Consider the following 20,211-nt stretch of genomic DNA (forward strand, 5'->3'; position numbering starts at 1 on the left):
GCGGCGCATAGCGCCGTAGGCGTTATGCGCCCTACGCGGGCAGGTGAGGTGCAGGGCTTTTGTAGGATCACAAGGTGTATCGGCGACAAATCGCGGGCAAAAAGAAACCGCCCCGGAGGGCGGTTTCTTCTACAGCATCACTCGCGGTTGCGGGTCAGCAGCGCGGGACGCTCGGTCTTGCGGCGCGGTTCCAGCTCTTCCAGCTGTTCCGGCGTCGGGAAGCGGTCGGTGCGAACCAGGTCGCGCTTGTTGATCACTACCGGCTGGCGGGTCGGCTTGGCGGCGCCGTACTCGCTCGGCTCGCGCAGCGGGGCGTCGTTCATGCGCGAAGCCGGAGCCTTGCCGCCACGCTTGCGCTGGCCGGCCTTGCCCTGGGCGTTGCCGCCCTGGCCATGTCCCTGGGTACGACCGCCGCCGTTAGGCTTCTTGGCGGCACGGCCCTGGCCTTGTCCCTGACCCTGGCTGCGGCCTTGACCGCTTCCACCCTGGCCGCCGCCCTGACCACCCTGGCCGCGGGCGCGTTGCTGACCCTGGTTCTGGCCCTGACCTGCGCCTTGCCCCTGACCGCCACGGCGGCGCTGGCCGCGTTGCTGGTCCTTGTCCGGGAACGGGCTGACGTAGTCGGCGCGGTTGCCGAAGTTGTCGAAGTCGTCGTCGAGGAATTCTTCCGGGTCGCGGTTGCCGTCGGCTTTCGGTGCGCGAGCCGGCTTGGCCTGCTGCTGACGTCCCTGGCCCTGCTGGTCTTGCTGCTGGCGGGGCTGGCGCGGTTGACGGGGTTCGCGCGGCTCACGAGCCTGAGTGTTGGCGTTTGGTTGAGCGTCGCCGCCCTGGCCGTCGCCCTTCTTCTTGCCGCGACCGCCGCGACGGCGGCGCTTGCCGGCGGGTTTGTCGCCGTCGGCGGCTTCGCCTTCAGCGGCGGGGGCGGCGTGCTGTTGTTCTTCGCCCTGGGCCTGCTGCGGCTTGTCCTTGTTGCGGTCCTTGCGCTCGCCGCGCTTGGCCTTGTCCTTGCGCGGCTGGCGCTGCGGGGCTTCCTTCGGCTCGGGCTGCTGGACTTCCGGCAGCACGGTATCAGGGTCGAAGCCCTGCATGTCGCCATCGGGGATGCGCTGCTTGGTCAGGCGCTCGATGGCCTTGAGCAGCTTGTCCTCGTCCGGCGCCACCAGCGAGATGGCTTCACCGGTACGACCGGCGCGGCCGGTACGGCCGATGCGGTGAACGTAGTCTTCCTCGACGTTGGGCAGCTCGTAGTTGACCACGTGGGGCAACTGGTCGATGTCCAGGCCGCGGGCGGCGATGTCGGTGGCGACCAGGATGCGCACGTCGTTGGCCTTGAAGTCGGCCAGCGCCTTGGTGCGCGCGTTCTGGCTCTTGTTGCCGTGGATCGCGGCGGCCGGCAGGCCGTGCTTGGTCAGGTACTCGGCCAGGCGGTTGGCGCCGTGCTTGGTGCGGGTGAACACCAGCACCTGTTCCCAGGCGCCCATGGTCACCAGGTGCGCCAGCAGCGCGCGCTTCTGTACCGACGGAATGCGGAACACACGCTGCTCGATACGCTCGACGGTGGTGTTCGGCGGGGTGACCTCAATGCGCTCCGGGTTGTGCAGGAGCTTGTTGGTGAGGTCGATGATGTCTTTGGAGAAGGTCGCCGAGAACAGCAGGTTCTGGCGCTTGGCCGGAAGCTTGGCGAGGACCTTCTTCACGTCGTGGATGAAGCCCATGTCGAGCATGCGGTCGGCTTCGTCGAGGACGAGGATTTCCACGCGGGACAGATCGACGCTGCCCTGGCCGATCAGGTCGAGCAGCCGGCCGGGGCAGGCGACCAGGACGTCGACGCCCTTGGACATGGCCTGCACCTGAGGATTCATGCCGACGCCGCCGAAGATGCAGGCGCTTTTCAGGGGCAGGTCACGGGCGTAGACCTTGAAGCTGTCGTGCACCTGGGCAGCCAGCTCACGGGTCGGGGTCAGTACCAGGACGCGGGCCTGGCGCGGGCCGTGGCGGTGCTCGCGGTCCGGGTGGCCTTCGGGGAACAGGCGTTCGAGTACCGGGAGGGCAAAGCCGCCGGTCTTGCCGGTGCCGGTCTGGGCGGCAACCATGAGGTCGCGGCCTTGCAGTACGGCGGGGATGGCGCGTTCCTGAACGGGAGTGGGGCGCGCGTAGCCGGCGGCTTCAACGGCGCCAGCCAGGGCCTCGGAGAGACCGAGGGAAGTAAAGGACATGCGGGGTTCCTGTAGGCCGGCGACCTGCCGGCTCGAGGGCGCGTGATTTCAGGCTCGGGGCGAGCGCTCAGCCGATGGCTGGAAGCACCCCGTCCACGATACGCCGGCGTTGCGCTGGCCGGGATCGCGGACGGTAAGCCCGGAGCAATGATCCTCAGCGGGGGAGCTTGAGGTTGTTCCAGAGCGCCAGGCTGGGTTCAGCCTGGTTCAGGGTGTAGAAATGCAGACCGGGTGCGCCGCCTTCGAGGAGGCGTTCGCACATGTCGGTGATGACCTGCTCACCAAAGGCCTGGATGCTGGCGATGTCGTCGCCGTAGGCTTCCAGCTGCTTGCGAATCCAACGGGGGATTTCCGCGCCACAGGCGTCGGAGAAGCGGGCCAGTTTGGTGTAGTTGGTGATCGGCATGATACCCGGTACGACCGGAATGCTGACACCGAGTTTCTCCGCACGCTCGACAAAATGGAAGTAGCTGTCGGCGTTGAAGAAGTATTGTGTGATGGCAGAGTCGGCGCCGGCTTTGACCTTGCGCACGAAATTCGCCAAATCATCCTCGAAATTGCGCGCCTGCGGGTGAACTTCCGGATAGGCGGCAACTTCGATGTGGAAGTGATCGCCGGTTTCGGCGCGGATGAATTCCACCAGTTCGTTGGCGTAGCGCAGCTCGCCGCTGGCCATGCCCATGCCCGAGGGCAGGTCGCCGCGCAGGGCGACGATGCGACGGATGCCGGCATCCTTGTAGTGGGCCAGCAGGGCACGCAGCTCGGGCTTGGTGTCGCCGACGCAGGACAGGTGCGGTGCGGTCGGCACCTTCACTTCGCCATCCAGCTGCAGCACGGTGGTCAGGGTACGGTCGCGGGTGGAGCCGCCGGCACCATAGGTGCAGGAGAAGAAGTCGGGCTTTTTCGCGGCCAGCTGGCTTGCGGTGGCCAGCAGTTTTTCATGGCCGGCTTCGGTCTTGGCGGGGAAGAACTCGAAGCTGAAACGGCGTTCTTTCTGACTCATGGTCGTTCCTTCGGCGCCCCGTCATCGCGTGGCTGCCGGCATGTGCCGTCGACTTCAGAAGTAACGGCGGTAGTTGTCTATCTTCGTGCGCAGTCGCTCGGCGCTGGGCTCGTGCGCATGGCCGAGGACGGCCAGGATGCGCTGCGACTGAACATGGTATTCGGCGATCTTGCTCCGCGCCCAGGTCGAGGGTGGCGGCTGCAGGTTGGTGATCCGGTCGCACAGCTTGACGATCGCATACTGCGGCGCGCCGGTCGCCAGCCTTTCGAGGTAGATGTCGAATGGCAGTTTCTCGCCATTCACCATCTTGCTCAGGCGCTGGGCGCCGTCGGCGACGAACTCGCCGAAACGCGTCTGCAGTTCCTCGAAGGGCACCGGGGTGTCTTCGAGCACGTCGTGCAGCAGGGCGATCTGGACGGTTTCCGCCAGGCGCTGGATGGGCGCTTCGCGGTCGGCCGCCATCACTTCATTGGCTACCATCGCCAGGTGGACTGCGTAGGGCAGCGACGAGGCGGTCAGCGTCTGCCCGGCGTGAGCGCCGGCGGCGAAGAGCCAGGCCTGGTTGTAGCTGTCCTGCAGATCCATGGGGCACCAGATGGCAAAGAGGGCAGACGATTGCTCGTCTGCCCTCCGGCACATCAGTAGCGGTAGGTGTCCGGCTTGAACGGGCCTTCCACGGTCACGCCGATGTACTCGGCCTGTTTCGGGGTCAGCTGGGTGACCACACCACCGAAGCCTTTCACCATTTCCAGGGCCACTTCTTCGTCGAGCTTCTTGGGCAGTACTTCGACGGTCAGACGTTCGGCTTTTTTCTCGGCGGAGAGGTCGGCGTACTTCTGCTCGAACAGGAAGATCTGCGCCAGCACCTGGTTGGCGAAGGAGCCGTCCATGATGCGGCTCGGGTGGCCGGTGGCGTTGCCCAGGTTCACCAGGCGGCCTTCGGCCAGCAGGATCAGGTAGTCATCGTTGGCCGGATCGAATTCGCCGGCGCCGGTGCGGTGGATCTTGTGCACCTGCGGCTTGACCTCTTCCCAGGCCCAGGTCTTGCGCATGAAGGCGGTGTCGATCTCGTTGTCGAAGTGACCGATGTTGCACACCACGGCGCGCTTCTTCAGCGCTTTGAGCATGCCGGCGTCGCAGACGTTGACGTTGCCGGTGGTGGTAACGATCAGGTCGATCTTGCCCAGCAGGGCGGCGTCAACGCTGGCTTCGGTGCCGTCGTTCAGGCCGTTCTTGTAGGGGGAGACCAGCTCGAAGCCGTCCATGCAGGCCTGCATGGCGCAGATCGGGTCGATTTCCGACACTTTGACGATCATGCCTTCCTGACGCAGGGACTGGGCGGAGCCCTTGCCCACGTCGCCGTAGCCGATCACCAGGGCCTGCTTGCCCGACAGCAGGTGGTCGGTGCCGCGCTTGATGGCGTCGTTCAGGCTGTGACGGCAGCCGTACTTGTTGTCGTTCTTGCTCTTGGTCACAGCGTCGTTGACGTTGATCGCCGGGACTTTCAGGGTGCCGGCCTTGAGCATGTCGAGCAGGCGGTGCACACCGGTGGTGGTCTCTTCGGTGACGCCGTGGATGCGCTCGAGCATCTGCGGGTATTTCTTGTGCAGGATTTCGGTCAGGTCACCGCCGTCGTCCAGCACCATGTTGGCGTCCCACGGCTGGCCATCCTTGAGAATGGTCTGCTCGATGCACCACTCGTACTCCTGCTCGGTCTCGCCTTTCCAGGCGAATACCGGGATGCCGGCGGCGGCGATGGCGGCAGCGGCCTGGTCCTGGGTGGAGAAGATGTTGCAGGACGACCAGCGCACTTCGGCGCCCAGCGCGGTCAGGGTCTCGATGAGTACCCCGGTCTGGATGGTCATGTGGATGCAGCCGAGGATCTTCGCGCCTTTCAGCGGCTGGCTGGCGGCGTACTTGCGGCGCAGGCCCATCAGAGCCGGCATTTCGGACTCGGCGATGATCAGCTCGCGGCGGCCCCAGGCGGCCAGGGAAATGTCGGCGACTTTGAAGTCGGTGAAACCGGCAGGCGTCATGACAGCGCTCATGCGTAACTCTCCATTCGTTGTCTGCGAATGGGCGCCGTTGATGCGTTTGGCGATCGGCGGATGCCGACCGTGACGCGCCCCATCCGAGCCTGACATGTCGAAGCGAATCGACCTGCTGCAGCGCCCCTCGGACAGGTGGCGGGAACAGCCGGACAGCGCCGGCCATTATTGAAGCTTGCGGATTATAGCCATGGCGCATGACAAGCCAAAGGCTTTTGGTCGCGTTCGCGCACTGGATCGCGGCCGGGATCCCCGTCGCGCCCGCGCCAGGGGCCGTGAAAACCCTGGCGCGGGCGTCGTGGCGGGGATCGTTGGGCGCCCGCGGGAGCGGGCACCGGCTGTCAGTTGGCTCAGATCACGCCGTCGTCGCGCAGCTTGCCGATGGCCGCCTGGTCCAGGCCCAGCACGCCTTCGAGGATTTCCTGGGTGTGCTGGCCGAGGGTCGGCGGGGCATTGCGGTATTCCACGGGGGTCTCGGACAGGCGGATCGGGCTGGCCACCTGCGGCACGCTGCCGGCCAGCGGGTGCGGCAGGTCCACGCGCAGGCCTCGGGCGATCACCTGCGGGTCGGCGAAGACCTGCGCCAGGTCGTTGATCGGGCCGCACGGCACGCTGGCCTGTTCCAGCACGGCGATCCACTCGGCGGTGGTGCGCATGACGGTGGCCTGGCGGATCAGCGGGATCAGCACCTCGCGGTGCGCCACGCGCGCCTGGTTGGTGGCGAAGCGTTCGTCGGTGGCCCATTCCGGGTGGCCCGCCACTTCGGCGAACTTGCGGAACTGGCCATCGTTGCCGACGGTGAGGATGAAGTCGCCATCGGCGGTGGGGAAGTCCTGGTACGGCACGATGTTCGGGTGCGCGTTGCCCAGGCGACGCGGCGGGTTACCGGTAGTCAGGTAGTTCAGGGTCTGGTTGGCCAGGCAGGCGACCTGCACGTCCAGCAGCGCCATGTCGATGTGCTGGCCGATACCGCTGACGTCGCGGTGGGCGAGGGCGGCGAGGATCGCGGTGGACGAGTACAGGCCGGTGAGGATGTCGGTCAGTGCGACGCCGACCTTCACCGGGCCGGCGCCTTCCTCGGCGTCGGAGCGGCCGGTCAGGCTCATCAGGCCGCCCAGACCCTGGATCATGAAGTCGTAGCCGGCGCGCTTGGCGTAGGGGCCGAACTGGCCGAAGCCGGTGATCGAGCAGTAGATCAGCTTCGGGTTGAGCGCTTTCAGCGACTCATAGTCCAGGCCATAGGACTTCAGGCCGCCGACCTTGAAGTTCTCCAGCACGATGTCGGCCTTGGCGGCGAGCTCGCGTACCAGGCGCTGGCCTTCGGGCTGGGTGAAGTCGATGGTCAGGGATTTCTTGTTGCGGTTCGCCGACAGGTAATACGCCGCTTCGCTGGTGTCGCGGCCATCGCTGTCCTTGAGGAACGGCGGGCCCCAGGCGCGGGTGTCGTCGCCGCTGCCGGGGCGCTCGATCTTGATCACTTCCGCGCCGAGGTCGGCGAGGATCTGTCCGGCCCAGGGGCCGGCGAGAACGCGGGAGAGGTCGAGGACACGGATGTGCGAAAGGGCGCCGGACATGCAATCACCTGCAACGTGAATAGGGGCGGGGAGGGCGCAGTGCGGGGACGCCACGGTCCTCCCCGGGGCCTCTCGGGCGAGAGGTAAACGGTCGCCAGCCCGGCCCTCGATGAGAGCCGGGCTGGAGTGAGGCGTTTAGAAGAACGCCTGGATGCCGGTCTGGGCGCGGCCGAGGATCAGCGCGTGGACGTCGTGGGTCCCTTCGTAGGTGTTCACCACTTCCAGATTGACCAGGTGGCGGGCGACGCCGAACTCATCGGAGATGCCGTTGCCGCCGAGCATGTCGCGGGCCAGACGGGCGATGTCCAGAGCCTTGCCGCAGCTGTTGCGCTTCATTATCGAGGTGATTTCGACGGCGGCGGTGCCTTCGTCCTTCATCCGGCCCAGGCGCAGGCAGCCTTGCAAGGCGAGGGCGATGTCGGTCTGCATGTCCGCCAGTTTCTTCTGGATCAGCTGGTTGGCGGCCAGCGGGCGGCCGAACTGCTTGCGGTCCAGGGTGTACTGGCGAGCGGTATGCCAGCAGGCTTCGGCGGCGCCCAGGGCGCCCCAGGAAATGCCGTAGCGGGCGGAGTTCAGGCAGGTGAACGGACCGCGCAGGCCGCGCACGTCCGGGAAGGCGTTCTCTTCCGGGCAGAACACGTTGTTCATCACGATCTCGCCGGTGATCGAGGCGCGCAGGCCGACCTTGCCGTGGATCGCCGGGGCGGACAGGCCTTCCCAGCCTTTCTCGAGGACGAAGCCGCGGATCTGGCCTTCGTCATCCTTGGCCCAGACCACGAAGACGTCGGCGATCGGGCTGTTGGTGATCCACATCTTGGCGCCGGTCAGGCGGTAGCCGCCGTCGACCTTCTTGGCGCGGGTGATCATCGAGCCCGGGTCGGAACCGTGGTCCGGTTCGGTCAGGCCGAAGCAGCCGATGTATTCGCCGCTGGCCAGTTTCGGCAGGTATTTCTGCTTGGTGGCTTCGTTGCCGAATTCGTTGATCGGCACCATCACCAGGGAGGACTGCACGCTCATCATCGAGCGGTAGCCGGAGTCGATGCGCTCGACTTCACGGGCGATCAGGCCGTAGCACACGTAGTTCAGGCCGCTGCCGCCGTACTGTTCGGGGATGGTCGCGCCGAGCAGGCCGGTTTCGCCCATCTCGCGGAAGATCGCCGGGTCCGTCTGCTCGTGGCGGAAGGCTTCCAGCACGCGCGGGGCCAGCTTGTCCTGGGCGAACTGCTGGGCGCTGTCGCGCACCATGCGCTCTTCTTCGGTGAGTTGCTGATCCAGCAGCAGCGGATCTTCCCAGTTGAAGCTTGCTTTGGTCGCCATGGAGAAACCTCGAACGCAGACAGTGAAAGACCCGCACAAGTCTAGGCGGGTTGGGTGTGGGTCATCCTAGTCAGCCGTCGGGAAGCCGGGCAACCGACTAATTCGCAAGCTGTTGTGCTATTTTGTCACTCCGTAACTGCCGGGTTGCTGAGAAACTGTGGTCTTGAGCCTCTATTTCAGGTATTTCTGGCGAATCCTGCGCATCTCGATATTCCGAAGAGGCATTCGATGCGACGCAAGATCCCGACCACCGCGGCGCTGGTGGCCTTCGAATCCGCCGCTCGCCACGAGAGCTTCACCAAGGCTGCCGACGAACTGTCGCTGACCCAGAGCGCCATCTGCCGGCAGATCGCCACGCTGGAGGAATTCCTCGGCGTTGAGCTGTTCCGCCGCTCGCGGCGCGGCGTAAAGCTGACGGAGGCGGGGCTCAACTACAGCCGTCGCGTCGCCCAGCGCCTGGACGCTGTGGAGCGCGATACCCTCGCGGTGATGGGCCAGCAGGGCGGTGGCACGCTGGAGCTGGCGGTGGTGCCGACCTTCGCCACCCAATGGCTGCTGCCTCGGCTGAAGGACTTCAAGCGCCTGCATCCGGAGGTCACGGTCAACCTGACCAACCGCACCCGGCCCTTCCTGTTCGCCGACACTGAGTTCGATGCCGCGCTGTATTTCGGCGACGGCGTCTGGTCCGGTACGGTGGCCAACTTCCTCATGCACGAAAACCCGGTCCCGGTGTGCAGCCCCGAGCTGCTGGGCGGGCAACGGGAGCTGTCCGCCGCGCAGATTGCCGAGCTGCCGCTGATGCAGCAGACCACCCGGCCCTACGCCTGGCGCCAGTGGTTCGGTTCGCTGGGCATGAGCGTGGCGCACGACATGAGCGGCACCCGTTACGAGCTGTTCTCCATGCTCGCCCAGGCGGCGATGCACGGCATGGGCGTCGCGCTGATTCCCCCGATGCTGATCCAGCACGAGCTGGCCGACGGCCGGCTGATCGTGCCGATGCAACATGCCTATTTGAGCGAAAACGCCTATTACCTGATGATTCCTGAACGCAAGGTGGAGTCGGCGGCTCTGGGAGCGTTCCGCGACTGGCTGGTCGACGAGGCGGCGCGCTATCGCGCTGAAGCGGGGCTGGGCTGAGACATGACAAGGCACTCGGTACAGGCCTGATTCACACTTGCATAGCCGGCGGGGCTTTCCCCGTCATCGCGCTCACGAGGCGCTACCTCCCAAGAAGGAGCTTCCATGAATTTCCATACCCGCAAATGGGTCAAGCCTGAAGACCTCAACCCGAACGGCACCCTGTTCGGCGGCAGTCTTCTGAAGTGGATCGACGAAGAGGCGGCGATCTACGCCATCGTCCAGTTGGGCAATCAGCGCGTGGTCACCAAGTTCATCTCGGAGATCAACTTCGTCAGTTCCGCGCGCCAGGGCGACATCATCGAACTGGGCATCACCGCCACCGAGTTCGGCCGCACCTCGATCACCCTGAGCTGCGAAGTGCGCAACAAGATCACCCGCAAGAGCATCCTCACGGTCGACAGGATGGTCTTCGTCAACATCGGCCCGGACGGCCAACCTGCGCCCCACGGTCGTACCGAGATCCTCTACATCAAGGATCAGTTCAAGGACGATGCCATTCCGCAGCCCTGACGGCTGATTCGCCAGATGATTGCCTGCGGGCCCGGAGCCAAGCCGAACCGCGGCGAAAATCTTTGCATTTACGGCGATTGAATGTGAGCCTTTGCCCGCCCACGGCGGGCTTGGGCCGACGCTAGCTCCCCGCCGATCCAGCAGCACGCATTGCCTAGAATGCTGCTGCAAAACAATGACCGGGAGAGACCATGCATACCACCTTCGCATCCGCGCTGCGCCAATTGGCCGTCGCCACCTGTGCCAGCCTGCTGCTGGCCGGCGCCGCGCACGCCGCAGCGATCAAAGCCGACACCAAGCCCGAGGCCGGCACCTTCAAGATGGGCATGCAGCCCTGGCTGGGCTACGGCCAGTGGTACGTCGCCGAAAAGGCCGGCGCCTTCAAGGCCAACGGCCTGGAGCAGGTCGAACTGGTCAACTTCACCGAAGACAAGGACATGAACGCCGCCCTGGCCAGCGGTCAGATCGACGGCGGTAACCTCGCCACCCACACCGCCATGGCCATGGTCGCTGCCGGCCTGCCGGTGAAGATCGTCCTGCTGCTGGATCAGAGCACCAGCGCCGACGCGCTGATCGTCGATCCGTCGATCAAGACCCTGACCGACCTCAAGGGCAAGCAGGTTGCCTACGAAGAAGGCACCACCAGCGACATTCTCCTGCACAGCGCCCTGCGCAAGGCCGGCCTGACCATCGCCGACGTGCAGCCGGTGCCAATGCCCGCCGCCAACGCCGGCAGCGCTCTGATCGCAGGGCAAGTCCCGGCCGCCGTGACCTACGAGCCCTACCTGTCCGCTGCCAAGCAGCAGAATCCCAAGGTCAACCTGTTGTACAAGGGTTCGGATGATCCGGGCATCATCAGCGACGTGTTCGTGGTGCGCGACGAAGTGCTGAAGGAGCGTCCCGGCCAGGTGCTGGCGCTGATCAAGAGCTGGGAAGCCGGCCTCAAGCACTACAACGAGAAGAGCGCCGAAGGCCGCGCCGCCATCGCCCAGGGTGTGGGCGCCGACGAGTCCGAGCTGACCAGCGCCTTCGACGGCGTGCACTTCTACTCGGTGAAAGAGAATAAGGCCGAGCTGAAGGGCGCCTTCCAGAAGGGCTCCTTCGAGCACATCCAGAAGGCCGCCAGCGAAGCCGGCATCCTCCAGCAGCCGGTCACCCCGGCGCAGGCCATCGACGCGCGTTTCGTCGAGGCGCTCTGATTCTCTGATTCATTGATCTTCCGAGACACGGCGCGCGCCGGCCCTGAGCCGGCGCGCGTCTTTCTCCGTTCGACGAGCCCGACATGAAAGTCCGCAAATCCAACCCGCTGTTCACCATCGGCAAGCCGATCGCGCAGCGTCACTTCCTGCTCATCGGCGGCGCCGTATTCGTCCTGCTGGCGCTGCTCTGGTGGCTGGCCGGCGCCAGCGGCGCAGTGCCGAAGATCTTTCTGCCGGCGCCCGGCGACGTCTGGGCGCGCATGCTCAAGCTGGCTGCCGACGGCACCCTGTGGTCGGACCTGAAGGTCAGTGTGTACCGCATCGCCGTGGCTTTCCTGGTGTCCTCGGCGATGTCCATCGTGATCGGCGTGTTCGCCGGCTGCTACGGCTTCTGGAAGGCCGCCACCGAGCCGCTGGTGGACTTCGTGCGCTACATGCCGGTGGTTGCCTTCGTCCCACTGACTATCCTCTGGGCCGGCACCAGCGACTTCCAGAAATTCCTCATCATCTGGATCGGCACCTTCTTCCAGCAGGTGCTGATGGTGATGGACGCCATCAAGCGCGTGCCGGCGGACTTCGTCGGCCTCGGCCGCACCCTTGGCATGCCGGACCGCCGCATCCTCCTGAAGATCGTCCTGCCCAGCGCGCTGCCGGGCATCTGGGATGCGCTGCGGATCAGCCTCGGCTGGGCCTGGACCTGGTTGGTGCTGGCCGAGCTGGTAGCCGCAACCTCCGGCCTGGGCTACCGCATCACCGTGTCCCAGCGCTTCTTCCAGACCGACACCATCATCGGCTACATCCTTCTGCTGGGCTTCCTCGGGCTGGTCACCGACCAGGCCATGCGCGCCGGCGAGAAGGTCCTGTTCCGCTATAACCGGAGGCGCAGCTGATGGCGACCCTGGAAATCTCCGGCCTGAACAAGAGCTTCGCGGTCGGCAAGGAGCGCCGAGAGGTGCTGCGCAGCATCTACCTGACCCTGGCGGACAACGAATTCGTTTCCATCGTCGGTACCTCGGGCTGCGGCAAGAGCACGTTGCTTTCCATTGCTGCCGGCCTGGAGGAATTCGACAGCGGCAGCGTGAAGGTGGATGGCGTGCCGATCGCAGGTCCCGGCCTGGACCGTGGCGTGGTGTTCCAGTCCTACACCCTGCTGCCGTGGCTCACCGCGCGGCAGAACGTCGAGTTCGCCCTCAAGGCGGCCGGCATGTCCCGCATGCAGTGCCGCGAGATCGCCGATGAGCACCTGGAGCTGGTGAAGCTGACGAAGTTCGCCGAGGCCTACCCGAACGAGCTCTCCGGCGGCATGAAGCAGCGCGTGGCGATTGCCCGGGCGTTGTCCTACCGACCGAAGATCCTGCTGATGGACGAGCCCTTCGGCGCGCTGGACGCCATGACCCGCCACCAGATGCAGGAGCTGCTCACGCGTATCTGGGAAACCCACCGGCTGACGGTGATGTTCGTCACCCATGACGTGGAAGAGGCAGTTTATCTGTCCGACCGCATCGTGGTGATGGGCCTGGGCCCGGGGCGGATCAAGAGCACCTTCGATGTGAAGCTCGGTCGCCCACGCCATGAGGACATGGCCGCCAGCGCCGAGTTCATCGACCTGCAGCGCCAGGTGCTGCGTTCGATCCGCGAAGAAGAACAGGGCGTCGCCGCCCTGTAGTTCTCAAGCGTGCATGGGCTTACCAGCGACCGGAGGCCCCGCCGCCGCCGCTGGAGCCACCACCGCCACGGAAGCCACCGCCTCCGCCACCCCCACGCCCACCGCCGCCACGGCCGATCGAGCTGATGATCATCAACAGCAGCTGCAGTACGCCCGAGGTCAGCCACATCGGCGGCAGGAAGAAGATGTAAAGCACCAGCGGAATCGAGAAGGAACCGATCATTTGCTGCTGCAGGGCTTCGGGGTTGGCTTCGCTGAACAGCAATACTGCCGAGGCCACGCCGCCGACCAGCGCACTGCATAGCAGGTAGCGGCCCATGCTGCGCTGGCGCAACCACTGCACCGGGAACAGCAGGCAGAGCAGCGGCACACCCACCAGCAGGGCGAGCAGGCCGAGCAGGCGCGCCGGGGGGAATTCCTCGGCGGCGCTGGCGTTGCGGTTGGAGTACGCATCGCTGTAGCCCGTCACCGGGCCCGTCTGCGGCAGCTGATCCGCTGCGCCCCCATCGGGTTCGGCAGGGGTTGCCGCTGGCGGTTCTATCAGTGCGACGAGGCTGTCGACGCCGGCCTGGATGCCGCCGGCGAAGTCGCCGGTCTTGAAGTGCGGGACTATCTGATCGCGAATGATGCGCCCTGCCTGCACGTCGGTGATGGTTCCCTCCAGCCCGTAGCCGACTTCGATGCGCAGCGCGCGATCATTCTTGGCAACCACCAGCAGCACACCGTCGTCCACGCCCTTGCGACCCAGCTTCCACTGTTCGAAGGCGCGCACCGCGTAGTCTTCGATGCTGTCCTCGCCAGTGCTGGGGATCAGCAGCACGGCGATCTGCGCGCCCTTGCGCTGCTCCAGTCCGGCGAGCTGGCTTTCCAGCTGCGTGCGCTGGCCCGCGTCGAGGGTCTGGGTGAGATCGGTGACACGGGCGCTGAGCGGCGGGATGGCGACCGGCGCCGCCTGCAGCAGAGCCGCCCAGCACAGCAGCAGGGCGGCCAGCAGCCAGCGCGGCAGGGTCATTGCGCGGGCTGCGCCGGCGCGTTGCCGAAGTCCACTTTAGGCGCGGTGGAGATGGCGGCTTCGTTCTCGACGCTGAAGTTGGCCTTGGGCTGGTAGCCGAAGATCTTCGCGGTGATCACCTGCGGGAACTGGCGAATCATCACGTTGTATTCCTGCACCGACTTCACGTAGCGGCCGCGGGCGACGGTGATGCGGTTCTCGGTGCCTTCGAGCTGGGTCAGCAGGTCCTTGAACAGGCCGTCGGCCTTGAGCTGCGGGTAGTTCTCGGTGACCACCAGCAGGCGCGAGAGCGCCGAGCTGAGTTCGCCCTGGGCCTGCTGGAAACGCTTCACGGCAGCCTCGTCGCCGAGCTGGTCGGCGTTGAGCGTGGTGCTGCCGACCTTGGCACGGGCCTCGGTCACTTGGGTCAGCACGCTGGCTTCATGGGAGGCGTAGCCCTTCACGGTGCTGACCAGGTTGGGGATCAGGTCGGCGCGGCGCTGGTACTGGTTGAGCACTTCCGACCAGGCGGCCTTCACCTGTTCGTCGCCGGCCTGCATGGCGTTATAGCCGCAGCCGGAGAGCAGGGTGACCAGGATGTAGCCGGTAAGGAACTTGATCAAACGGGGCATGGCAGGCGCTCGTGCTGGCGAAAAGGCCCAGTCTAGGCCAGTTCCGGCTGACGAGTCAGATGGAAATGTCCGAAGCAGCCGATGCTTGCCGGCCATGGGGTGGCTCGGGGTAGAATCGGCTTGGTCTATACCAGGAGTTCGTTTTCGTGCTCGCCACTACCCTGGTGCTGCTGGCCGCCCTGCTGCACGCTACCTGGAACACCCTCGTCAAATTCAGCAACGACCGCCTGCTGGTAGTCGCCTGCATGGATATGGTCGGCCTGACGGCCGGCCTGGCCCTGCTGCCCTGGATCGAGATTCCACCCGCCGAGGTCTGGCCCTGGCTATTGGCCGCCGTGTCGCTGCAACTGGTCTACCGGGTTCTACTGATCCAGGCCTACAAGGTCGGTGACCTGGGGCTGGTCTACCCGCTGATGCGCGGCCTGTCGCCGCTGGTGGTGCTGGCGCTGACGCTGACCTTCGGCGGCGAGCACCTGACCGACAGGCAGATCCTCGGCATCCTGCTGATCCCGGTCGGCATGCTGTTCCTGCTCAAGGGTGGGGGCGGCTCGAAGCTGCCGTGGATCGCCTATCCCACCGTGCTGCTGATGGGCGTTTGCATCGGCAGCTACACCTGGACCGACGGCAACGCACTGAAGCTTTGGCCCAGACCGCTGGACTACCTGGTCTGGCTGTCGCTGCTGTCTGGCCTGCCGTTTCCGCTGGTGGCGCTGGTTGGGCGAACGCGGGCCTTCGCCAAGTTCTGGATCAACGACTGGAAGCTCGGCCTGAGCGTCGGTTTCTGCGTGCTGCTCAGCTACGGGCTGGTGCTCTGGGCCATGCAGATGGGCTCCATTGCCGAGGCCGCCGCGCTGCGCGAGACCAGCGTGCTGCTGGTGGTGCTGTTCGGCATGCGCTTCCTCAAGGAGCCCTTCGGCCTGCCGCGTCTGGCCGCGTGCAGCCTGGTGCTGACGGGGATGTTGGTGATGAAGCTCTGAGGATTGGCCCCGGCTACGCCACGCGTCGCCAAGCCGGTCAAGGACGTGGTGTGGGGCGATGGCCTAAGCTGCGCGCTTTCCCCTCAACGAGACTTCCCCATGCCCATTGCCTTCTGGTGCGTCCTGATCGCGATCTTTCTGCCCTACGTCGGCACCAGCATCGCCAAGTTCACCGGCGGTGGCTTCGGCCCCCGGCAGAACCACGACCCGCGTACCTTCCTCGCCACCCTGGAGGGCTATCGCAAGCGCGCCAACGCCTTCCAGATGAACAGCTTCGAGGTGACCCCGGCCTTCGCCGCGGCGGTGATCATCGCCTACGTGGTGAACAACGCCGAGCCGGCCACCATCGACCGCCTGGCCATCGCCTGGGTCACCAGCCGCCTGCTCTACCTGATCTTCTATATCGCCGATCTGGCGCTGCTGCGCTCGCTGGTCTGGTTCCTCGGCATGGGCCTGATCATCGCGATCTTCGTCGTTTCGGCCGCCTGAACGGCGGCTGAACGAAAGATGCACGGCTGCGGCGGATGGCCGCAGCTGCTTGGGCGTGGTCTGGAACATTCGGAAATCGGGGCGGATAATCCGGCGCTTCCGTGAATAGCCGTCCTACAAGAGTCCCCCATGAAGTTGAAGACCCTGCTCGTTCTGCTGCTCGCCGGCACGGCGCTCGCCGGCTGCCATCGCCAGGACCCCAACTCGCCGGAGTACAAGCGCCAGGCGGTGTTCAAGGAGATGCTCAAGACCAGCGAGGATATGGGCGGCATGCTGCGCGGACGCATCCCCTTCGATGCGGACAAGTTCCGCGCGAACTCGACCAAGCTCGGCGAGCTGGCCGGCAAGCCCTGGCAGTATTTCCCCAGCACCCAGCCGCCGGCTGACCAGGTGGAAAGCGACGACACCCGCGCCAAGGCGGAAATCTGGCAGCGCCAGCTGGAGTTCCAGGCCGACGCCAAGACCTTCCAGCAGGCCGTCCGCGCGTTGGGCGAGAACACCCGCAATGCCGCGCCGACGCCTGAGGGCGTGCGCAAGGACTTTGCCGCGGTGGAAGACGCCTGCGAAGCCTGCCACAAGAAATTCCGCGCGCTCTAACGCCGTAGTCCTTTGTAGGAGCGAGCAGGCTCGCTCCTACAGTCAGCGTGACCCGCCAAATAGGGCTTTACTCCTCCAGCTCGCGCTTGGCCTGCTCCAGTTCGGCGCGGGCCTCGGCCAGCTTGTCCTTGCGCTTCTCGATCTTGTCCGCGTCGCCCTTGTTCATCGCCTTGCGCAGGTCCTTTTCGCGCTGGGCGACGTCCTTCTCCGCGTCCAGCACGTTCTGCTTGCGCTCCTGCGTAAGGCTGGCGTCGGTGCAGTAGGTCTTTACCTTCTCCAGGGCGGTCTGCAGGCCGGCGACGCGGTTGCCGTTGCCCTGGGCCTTGGCCTGCTCGAGCTGGGTTTCGATGGCGGCGCGCTTGGCGGCGCAGCCGGTCAGTGGCTGTTTGGCGGCCTCGGCGGCAAACAGCGGGCTTGCGCAGCCGAGGGCGAGAGCGGCGGCCATCAGGGCAGAGCTTCGGAACATTTTCGGAGTCCTTGGTTACCAAACACTATGACGTTGGAGTCAACGGCTAGAGTTTGCCATGGACGGTGCGGCGAGGGGCTGCCCCAGGACAATCGCCCTCGTTCGATTGCCAGGAGAAAGCCGGGACTCGCAAGGCCCGCCAGGCGGGCAAGGAGAGGCGGTATGCGGGTGGCGATGCGGATCGTGCAGGCACTCATCGCGCTGCTGGTGCTGGCGCTGCTGGTGGGCGGCTGGTGGTACGTGCCCGGTGAGCTGAAGCTGCAGCCGGTGCTGACCGGCAGCAGCGAGGATGCCTCGGTGCGCCAGGGCGAACGGCGCCGCAGCTATGTCCTCTACGTGCCGCAGAAACTGGCCGTGCGCCCGGCGCTGCTGGTGGTCCTGCACAGCTCGCAGAGCAACGGCGAGCGCATGCGCCGTGACAGCGGCTACCGCTTTGATGCCCTGGCTGATCGCGATGGTTTCCTTGTGCTCTATCCCGATGGTTTCGAAGGGCACTGGAACGACTGTCGACGGGTTGCTTCCTACAGCGCGCGACGCCTGAACATCGACGATGTCGGTTTCCTCTCGCAGATGATCGATAGCCTGCAGCGCGAGCGTGGCGTCGACCCCGAGCGGGTGTTCGTCACGGGGTACTCCAACGGCGGGCAGATGGCGTTGCGGCTGGCGGCCGAGGCGCCGGACAAGGTTGATGGCGTTGCCGCCGTGGCCGCCAGTCTGCCGGCCACTGACAACGACGCCTGCCATCCCGCCGAAAGGCCCAAGGCGGCGCTGTTGATGAACGGCACACGGGACCCGATCAATCCCTACGCGGGGGGCCGAGTCACGCTGTTCGGCTTCGGTGATCGCGGCAACGTGCTCTCCGCCGAGGAATCTGCCCTCGCGCTGGCGCGGCGAAACGGGCAAGGCGGCGAGCCGCAGGTGGACAAGCTGACCCAGCCGGGGCCGGTGTGGACGCAGCGGCAGCGCTGGGCCACCGGCGACGGGCCTCCTGTGGAGCTGGTGACGGTGTTCGGCGGCGGGCACCTGATTTCGCAGCCGCTGTACCGGCCGCCGCGCCTGCTTGGCCAGGTCGACCCGCAGTTGGACGGGCCGGCCGAGATCTGGCGCTTCTTCAGCGAGCTGGTGCCTGCCGAGCCGCCACGCATTGAACCGCCGTTCTAGAGTTCGATCACCCGACAGGGATCGAAGCCGCTGTCCTCGCCGGGGTAGGCGCCGGGGTTGGCGATGATCCGACTCTGGCCGACCCGATAGTCCAGGCACTCATGCACGTGCCCGTGAATCCACAGGTCGCAGCGTTCGACCAGGCCTTCCAGGTTTGAGGCGAAGGCGGGCGACAGGGCGTCGCCGACGTAGTGTGAGGGAATGGAGCGAGCGCTGGGCGCGTGGTGCGTCACCACCACGGTCGGGCCGGCGAAGGGTTGATCCAGCTCTGCCGCCAGCCACTCGCAGCTGGCGCCGCAGAGTTCGCGGCTCATCTGCGGTGTAAAGGGCTGGGCGAAGTAATCCACCGTAGTGAAATCGGGCATCAGCAATTGCGCCTGCTCGCAGGCCAGTTCCGACGCGTGTTCGCCGTAGAGCTGGAAGTCCGTCCACAGGGTGGTGCCGAGGAAACGCACGCCGCCGAGGATCACCGCATCCTTCTCGAGGAAGCGGATATCCAGCGCCTGTGCCAGGTTGCGCATGGACTGCGTCAGTTCGGGCAGATCGGAATTGTAGAACTCGTGGTTGCCGGCGACGTAGATGATTTCACTGTCCGGGAACTCTTCGCGCGCCCAGTGCAGGCCTTGCAGGTGCTCGTGAATGTCGCCGGCCAGCACAACGACATCCGCGGCTGCCTGCGGTAGTTCGCGGCGGCCGTTGGGAAAGTGTTCGTGGTGGAGGTCAGATAGGACTCGCAGACGCATGGCATGTCATTGGTCTAAGGAGGATGTTCCGAGCATAACGAAGGACAATGCTTTTGACATAAATCATGGCATCGCCGTTGCCCGCCTAAAGACCTTTCGAAATTAAGGGATAATTCAGAAGGTTCCTTCAGCTTCCGCTTGGGTTCGCTGCTTTGGCGCCCCAAGGAGGACTCATGAAACTTATCTGGATCGTACTTCTGGCCGTCGCGGCCACCTTTGGCCTGGCGCTGTTCGTCGACCCGCCGGCAACCCTGGACATCTGGGTTCTGCGCAAGCAGGCGATACTCTTTACCGGCGTCGCATCCTTCGCGCTGATGTCACTGATCATGCTGCTGGCGGTGCGCCCGGTCTGGCTGGAAAAGCCGCTGGACGGCCTCGACCGCATGTACCGCGCGCACAAGTGGGCGGGCATCCTGGCCATCGTGCTGGGCCTGTTGCACTACCTGATGGAACTGGGCGGGCCGCTGCTTGCCGAGTTCATCGCCAAGCCGGCCAAGGGGCCTCGGGTGGAAACCTTCCTCGACGCGTTCCGTGGCTCGGCCAAGGAGTTGGGCGAGTGGTCCGCCTGGCTGCTGGCGGCGATGCTGGTCATCACCCTCTGGCAGCGCTTCCCTTACCACCTGTGGCGCTACGTCCACAAAACCCTCGCGGTGGTCTACCTGGTGCTCGCCTTCCATGGCGTGGTGCTGGCGCCAGCGGGCTACTGGGCTCAGCCGGTGGGCTGGCTGGTGGCCCTCTGTGCAGTGGTGGGCAGCCTCTGCGCGCTCTGGGCGCTGACCGGGCAGATCGGCCGCCGGCGCACCCATGAAGGCGTCGTCGTAGCGATCGAGCGCCCCGGCGAGCGCATGCTGGACGTGACGTGCAAGCTGCAGGGCCGCTGGCAGCACCGTGCTGGGCAGTTCGCCTTCCTCACCTGTGATCGCCTGGAGGGGCAGCATCCCTTCACCCTCTCCAGCGGCGATCAGGGCAACGGCGAGGTGCGCTTCAGCATCAAGGCGCTCGGCGACTACACGCAGCGTCTTCAGGATGCCCTGAAGGTCGGTGATCCGGTGAAGGTGGAAGGCCCCTACGGCCGCTTCGACTTCCGCCGCGACAAGGGCGAGCGGCAAGTGTGGATCGCCGGTGGCATCGGCATCACGCCATTCCTGGCCTGGCTCGAGTCGCTCCAGGCGCGGCCGGAGGACTGCCCGGAAGTGAGGCTGCTGTATTGCGTGCGCTCGCCCTCCGATGCCATCTACGCGGGCCGGCTGCGTGAGTTGTGCGCGAAGTTGCCGCGCATCGATCTGCGCGTGCATTACAGCGAAAGCGAGGGTTACCTGCAGGCGGCGGAGCTTGGCCTGCAGCCCGGATCGCAGGGGCGCTGGCCGAGCGTCTGGTTCTGCGGTCCGCAGGCGCTTGCCGAACTGCTGCGCCGCGACCTGCGCCGCCAAGGCATGCCGGGCAGCCGCTTCCATCAGGAAGCCTTCCAGATGCGCTGAGGCG

The 20,211-nt window shown here is 65.7% G+C and carries 20 protein-coding genes and 1 riboswitch; of the genes, 10 read left to right on the forward strand and 10 right to left on the reverse strand.

Annotated features, from left to right (window positions below; all coding sequences use genetic code 11):
• Positions 1-137 precede the first annotated feature (137 nt).
• The 6 genes from IB274_RS27350 to IB274_RS27375 form a co-directional block, all read right to left on the reverse strand.
• The gene (locus tag IB274_RS27350; protein ID WP_192435913.1) at positions 138-2,216 is read right to left on the reverse strand and encodes a DEAD/DEAH box helicase; all 2,079 of its coding nucleotides are present in this window, start codon (positions 2,214-2,216) and stop codon (positions 138-140) included.
• Positions 2,217-2,370: 154 nt separating this feature from the next.
• Positions 2,371-3,219, reverse strand: coding sequence for a methylenetetrahydrofolate reductase [NAD(P)H] (metF, locus tag IB274_RS27355; protein ID WP_081515389.1), 849 nt, complete (start codon positions 3,217-3,219; stop codon positions 2,371-2,373).
• Between the two features lie 54 nt (positions 3,220-3,273).
• Positions 3,274-3,804: an HD domain-containing protein gene (locus tag IB274_RS27360; protein WP_192435914.1), complete on the reverse strand. Its 531-nt coding sequence runs from the start codon at positions 3,802-3,804 to the stop codon at positions 3,274-3,276.
• Between the two features lie 53 nt (positions 3,805-3,857).
• Positions 3,858-5,267 carry an adenosylhomocysteinase gene (gene ahcY, locus IB274_RS27365; protein ID WP_192435915.1) on the reverse strand — a complete coding sequence of 470 codons (1,410 nt, stop codon included), beginning with the start codon at positions 5,265-5,267 and terminating at the stop codon, positions 3,858-3,860.
• A 22-nt stretch (positions 5,268-5,289) separates the two neighbouring features.
• Positions 5,290-5,402, reverse strand: a riboswitch (S-adenosyl-L-homocysteine riboswitch).
• A gap of 215 nt (positions 5,403-5,617) precedes the next feature.
• On the reverse strand, positions 5,618-6,841 hold the full coding sequence (locus IB274_RS27370; RefSeq protein WP_192435916.1) for a CaiB/BaiF CoA transferase family protein: 1,224 nt from the start codon (positions 6,839-6,841) through the stop codon (positions 5,618-5,620).
• 135 nt (positions 6,842-6,976) lie between these two features.
• Positions 6,977-8,158 (reverse strand): acyl-CoA dehydrogenase, encoded by a 1,182-nt coding sequence (locus IB274_RS27375; protein ID WP_192435917.1) that lies wholly within the window; start codon positions 8,156-8,158, stop codon positions 6,977-6,979.
• A gap of 228 nt (positions 8,159-8,386) precedes the next feature.
• On the opposite strand from IB274_RS27375, the gene gcvA reads away from it, so the two are divergent.
• From gcvA to IB274_RS27400, 5 genes are all read left to right on the forward strand, one after another.
• Positions 8,387-9,295, forward strand: coding sequence for a transcriptional regulator GcvA (gene gcvA, locus IB274_RS27380; protein ID WP_192435918.1), 909 nt, complete (start codon positions 8,387-8,389; stop codon positions 9,293-9,295).
• Positions 9,296-9,400: 105 nt separating this feature from the next.
• Complete coding sequence (locus IB274_RS27385; RefSeq protein WP_192435919.1) at positions 9,401-9,808, forward strand: acyl-CoA thioesterase; 408 nt, start codon at positions 9,401-9,403, stop codon at positions 9,806-9,808.
• A 191-nt stretch (positions 9,809-9,999) separates the two neighbouring features.
• Positions 10,000-11,007, forward strand: a complete 1,008-nt coding sequence (locus IB274_RS27390; protein WP_192435920.1) for an ABC transporter substrate-binding protein — start codon at positions 10,000-10,002, stop codon at positions 11,005-11,007.
• A gap of 83 nt (positions 11,008-11,090) precedes the next feature.
• Positions 11,091-11,897 carry an ABC transporter permease gene (locus IB274_RS27395; protein WP_192435921.1) on the forward strand — a complete coding sequence of 269 codons (807 nt, stop codon included), beginning with the start codon at positions 11,091-11,093 and terminating at the stop codon, positions 11,895-11,897.
• Entirely contained in the window at positions 11,897-12,673 is a 777-nt protein-coding gene (locus IB274_RS27400; protein WP_192435922.1) for an ABC transporter ATP-binding protein, read from the forward strand. Before IB274_RS27395 ends, IB274_RS27400 begins: the two co-directional genes overlap by 1 nt.
• A gap of 19 nt (positions 12,674-12,692) precedes the next feature.
• On the opposite strand, the gene IB274_RS27405 is transcribed toward IB274_RS27400, so the two are convergent.
• Both IB274_RS27405 and IB274_RS27410 read right to left on the reverse strand, forming a co-directional pair.
• Complete coding sequence (locus tag IB274_RS27405; protein WP_192435923.1) at positions 12,693-13,685, reverse strand: TPM domain-containing protein; 993 nt, start codon at positions 13,683-13,685, stop codon at positions 12,693-12,695.
• Complete coding sequence (locus tag IB274_RS27410; RefSeq protein ID WP_192435924.1) at positions 13,682-14,296, reverse strand: LemA family protein; 615 nt, start codon at positions 14,294-14,296, stop codon at positions 13,682-13,684. Before IB274_RS27410 ends, IB274_RS27405 begins: the two co-directional genes overlap by 4 nt.
• Positions 14,297-14,442: 146 nt before the next feature.
• Here IB274_RS27410 and IB274_RS27415 point away from each other — a divergent pair, with 146 nt between their 5' ends.
• The 3 genes from IB274_RS27415 to IB274_RS27425 all read left to right on the forward strand — a co-directional run bounded on the left by IB274_RS27415 (position 14,443) and on the right by IB274_RS27425 (position 16,359).
• Positions 14,443-15,273: an EamA family transporter gene (locus IB274_RS27415; RefSeq protein ID WP_192435925.1), complete on the forward strand. Its 831-nt coding sequence runs from the start codon at positions 14,443-14,445 to the stop codon at positions 15,271-15,273.
• A gap of 99 nt (positions 15,274-15,372) precedes the next feature.
• Positions 15,373-15,762, forward strand: a complete 390-nt coding sequence (locus tag IB274_RS27420) for an MAPEG family protein (RefSeq protein WP_192435926.1) — start codon at positions 15,373-15,375, stop codon at positions 15,760-15,762.
• A 129-nt stretch (positions 15,763-15,891) separates the two neighbouring features.
• Entirely contained in the window at positions 15,892-16,359 is a 468-nt protein-coding gene (locus IB274_RS27425; protein ID WP_192435927.1) for a c-type cytochrome, read from the forward strand.
• Between the two features lie 67 nt (positions 16,360-16,426).
• Here IB274_RS27425 and IB274_RS27430 read toward each other — a convergent pair whose 3' ends face one another.
• Positions 16,427-16,825 carry a DUF1090 domain-containing protein gene (locus IB274_RS27430; protein ID WP_192435928.1) on the reverse strand — a complete coding sequence of 133 codons (399 nt, stop codon included), beginning with the start codon at positions 16,823-16,825 and terminating at the stop codon, positions 16,427-16,429.
• A 162-nt stretch (positions 16,826-16,987) separates the two neighbouring features.
• Between IB274_RS27430 and IB274_RS27435 the strand changes: the two genes are divergently transcribed.
• The gene (locus IB274_RS27435; RefSeq protein ID WP_192435929.1) at positions 16,988-17,986 is read left to right on the forward strand and encodes an alpha/beta hydrolase family esterase; all 999 of its coding nucleotides are present in this window, start codon (positions 16,988-16,990) and stop codon (positions 17,984-17,986) included.
• Here IB274_RS27435 and IB274_RS27440 read toward each other — a convergent pair.
• Complete coding sequence (locus tag IB274_RS27440; protein ID WP_192435930.1) at positions 17,983-18,729, reverse strand: metallophosphoesterase; 747 nt, start codon at positions 18,727-18,729, stop codon at positions 17,983-17,985. The two genes, IB274_RS27435 and IB274_RS27440, sit on opposite strands and share 4 nt — an antisense overlap.
• A 173-nt stretch (positions 18,730-18,902) precedes the next feature.
• On the opposite strand from IB274_RS27440, the gene IB274_RS27445 reads away from it, so the two are divergent.
• Positions 18,903-20,207 (forward strand): ferric reductase-like transmembrane domain-containing protein, encoded by a 1,305-nt coding sequence (locus IB274_RS27445; RefSeq protein ID WP_192435931.1) that lies wholly within the window; start codon positions 18,903-18,905, stop codon positions 20,205-20,207.
• Positions 20,208-20,211: the final 4 nt, after the last annotated feature.

It is taken from the genome of Pseudomonas sp. PDM18, assembly GCF_014852585.1.
GTDB lineage: Bacteria > Pseudomonadota > Gammaproteobacteria > Pseudomonadales > Pseudomonadaceae > Pseudomonas.

Bases quoted from the DNA above. Each gene is read 5' to 3' on its own strand.
- ahcY (WP_192435915.1), bottom strand. From the start codon at position 5,267: ATGAGCGCTGTCATGACGCCTGCCGGTTTCACCGACTTCAAAGTCGCC.
- IB274_RS27410 (WP_192435924.1), bottom strand. From the start codon at position 14,296: ATGCCCCGTTTGATCAAGTTCCTTACCGGCTACATCCTGGTCACCCTG.
- IB274_RS27350 (WP_192435913.1), bottom strand. From the start codon at position 2,216: ATGTCCTTTACTTCCCTCGGTCTCTCCGAGGCCCTGGCTGGCGCCGTT.
- IB274_RS27400 (WP_192435922.1), top strand. From the start codon at position 11,897: ATGGCGACCCTGGAAATCTCCGGCCTGAACAAGAGCTTCGCGGTCGGC.
- IB274_RS27360 (WP_192435914.1), bottom strand. From the start codon at position 3,804: ATGGATCTGCAGGACAGCTACAACCAGGCCTGGCTCTTCGCCGCCGGC.
- IB274_RS27445 (WP_192435931.1), top strand. From the start codon at position 18,903: ATGAAACTTATCTGGATCGTACTTCTGGCCGTCGCGGCCACCTTTGGC.
- IB274_RS27385 (WP_192435919.1), top strand. From the start codon at position 9,401: ATGAATTTCCATACCCGCAAATGGGTCAAGCCTGAAGACCTCAACCCG.
- IB274_RS27370 (WP_192435916.1), bottom strand. From the start codon at position 6,841: ATGTCCGGCGCCCTTTCGCACATCCGTGTCCTCGACCTCTCCCGCGTT.
- IB274_RS27440 (WP_192435930.1), bottom strand. From the start codon at position 18,729: ATGCGTCTGCGAGTCCTATCTGACCTCCACCACGAACACTTTCCCAAC.
- IB274_RS27390 (WP_192435920.1), top strand. From the start codon at position 10,000: ATGCATACCACCTTCGCATCCGCGCTGCGCCAATTGGCCGTCGCCACC.
- IB274_RS27435 (WP_192435929.1), top strand. From the start codon at position 16,988: ATGCGGGTGGCGATGCGGATCGTGCAGGCACTCATCGCGCTGCTGGTG.
- IB274_RS27425 (WP_192435927.1), top strand. From the start codon at position 15,892: ATGAAGTTGAAGACCCTGCTCGTTCTGCTGCTCGCCGGCACGGCGCTC.
- IB274_RS27420 (WP_192435926.1), top strand. From the start codon at position 15,373: ATGCCCATTGCCTTCTGGTGCGTCCTGATCGCGATCTTTCTGCCCTAC.
- IB274_RS27430 (WP_192435928.1), bottom strand. From the start codon at position 16,825: ATGTTCCGAAGCTCTGCCCTGATGGCCGCCGCTCTCGCCCTCGGCTGC.
- gcvA (WP_192435918.1), top strand. From the start codon at position 8,387: ATGCGACGCAAGATCCCGACCACCGCGGCGCTGGTGGCCTTCGAATCC.
- IB274_RS27375 (WP_192435917.1), bottom strand. From the start codon at position 8,158: ATGGCGACCAAAGCAAGCTTCAACTGGGAAGATCCGCTGCTGCTGGAT.
- metF (WP_081515389.1), bottom strand. From the start codon at position 3,219: ATGAGTCAGAAAGAACGCCGTTTCAGCTTCGAGTTCTTCCCCGCCAAG.
- IB274_RS27405 (WP_192435923.1), bottom strand. From the start codon at position 13,685: ATGACCCTGCCGCGCTGGCTGCTGGCCGCCCTGCTGCTGTGCTGGGCG.
- IB274_RS27395 (WP_192435921.1), top strand. From the start codon at position 11,091: ATGAAAGTCCGCAAATCCAACCCGCTGTTCACCATCGGCAAGCCGATC.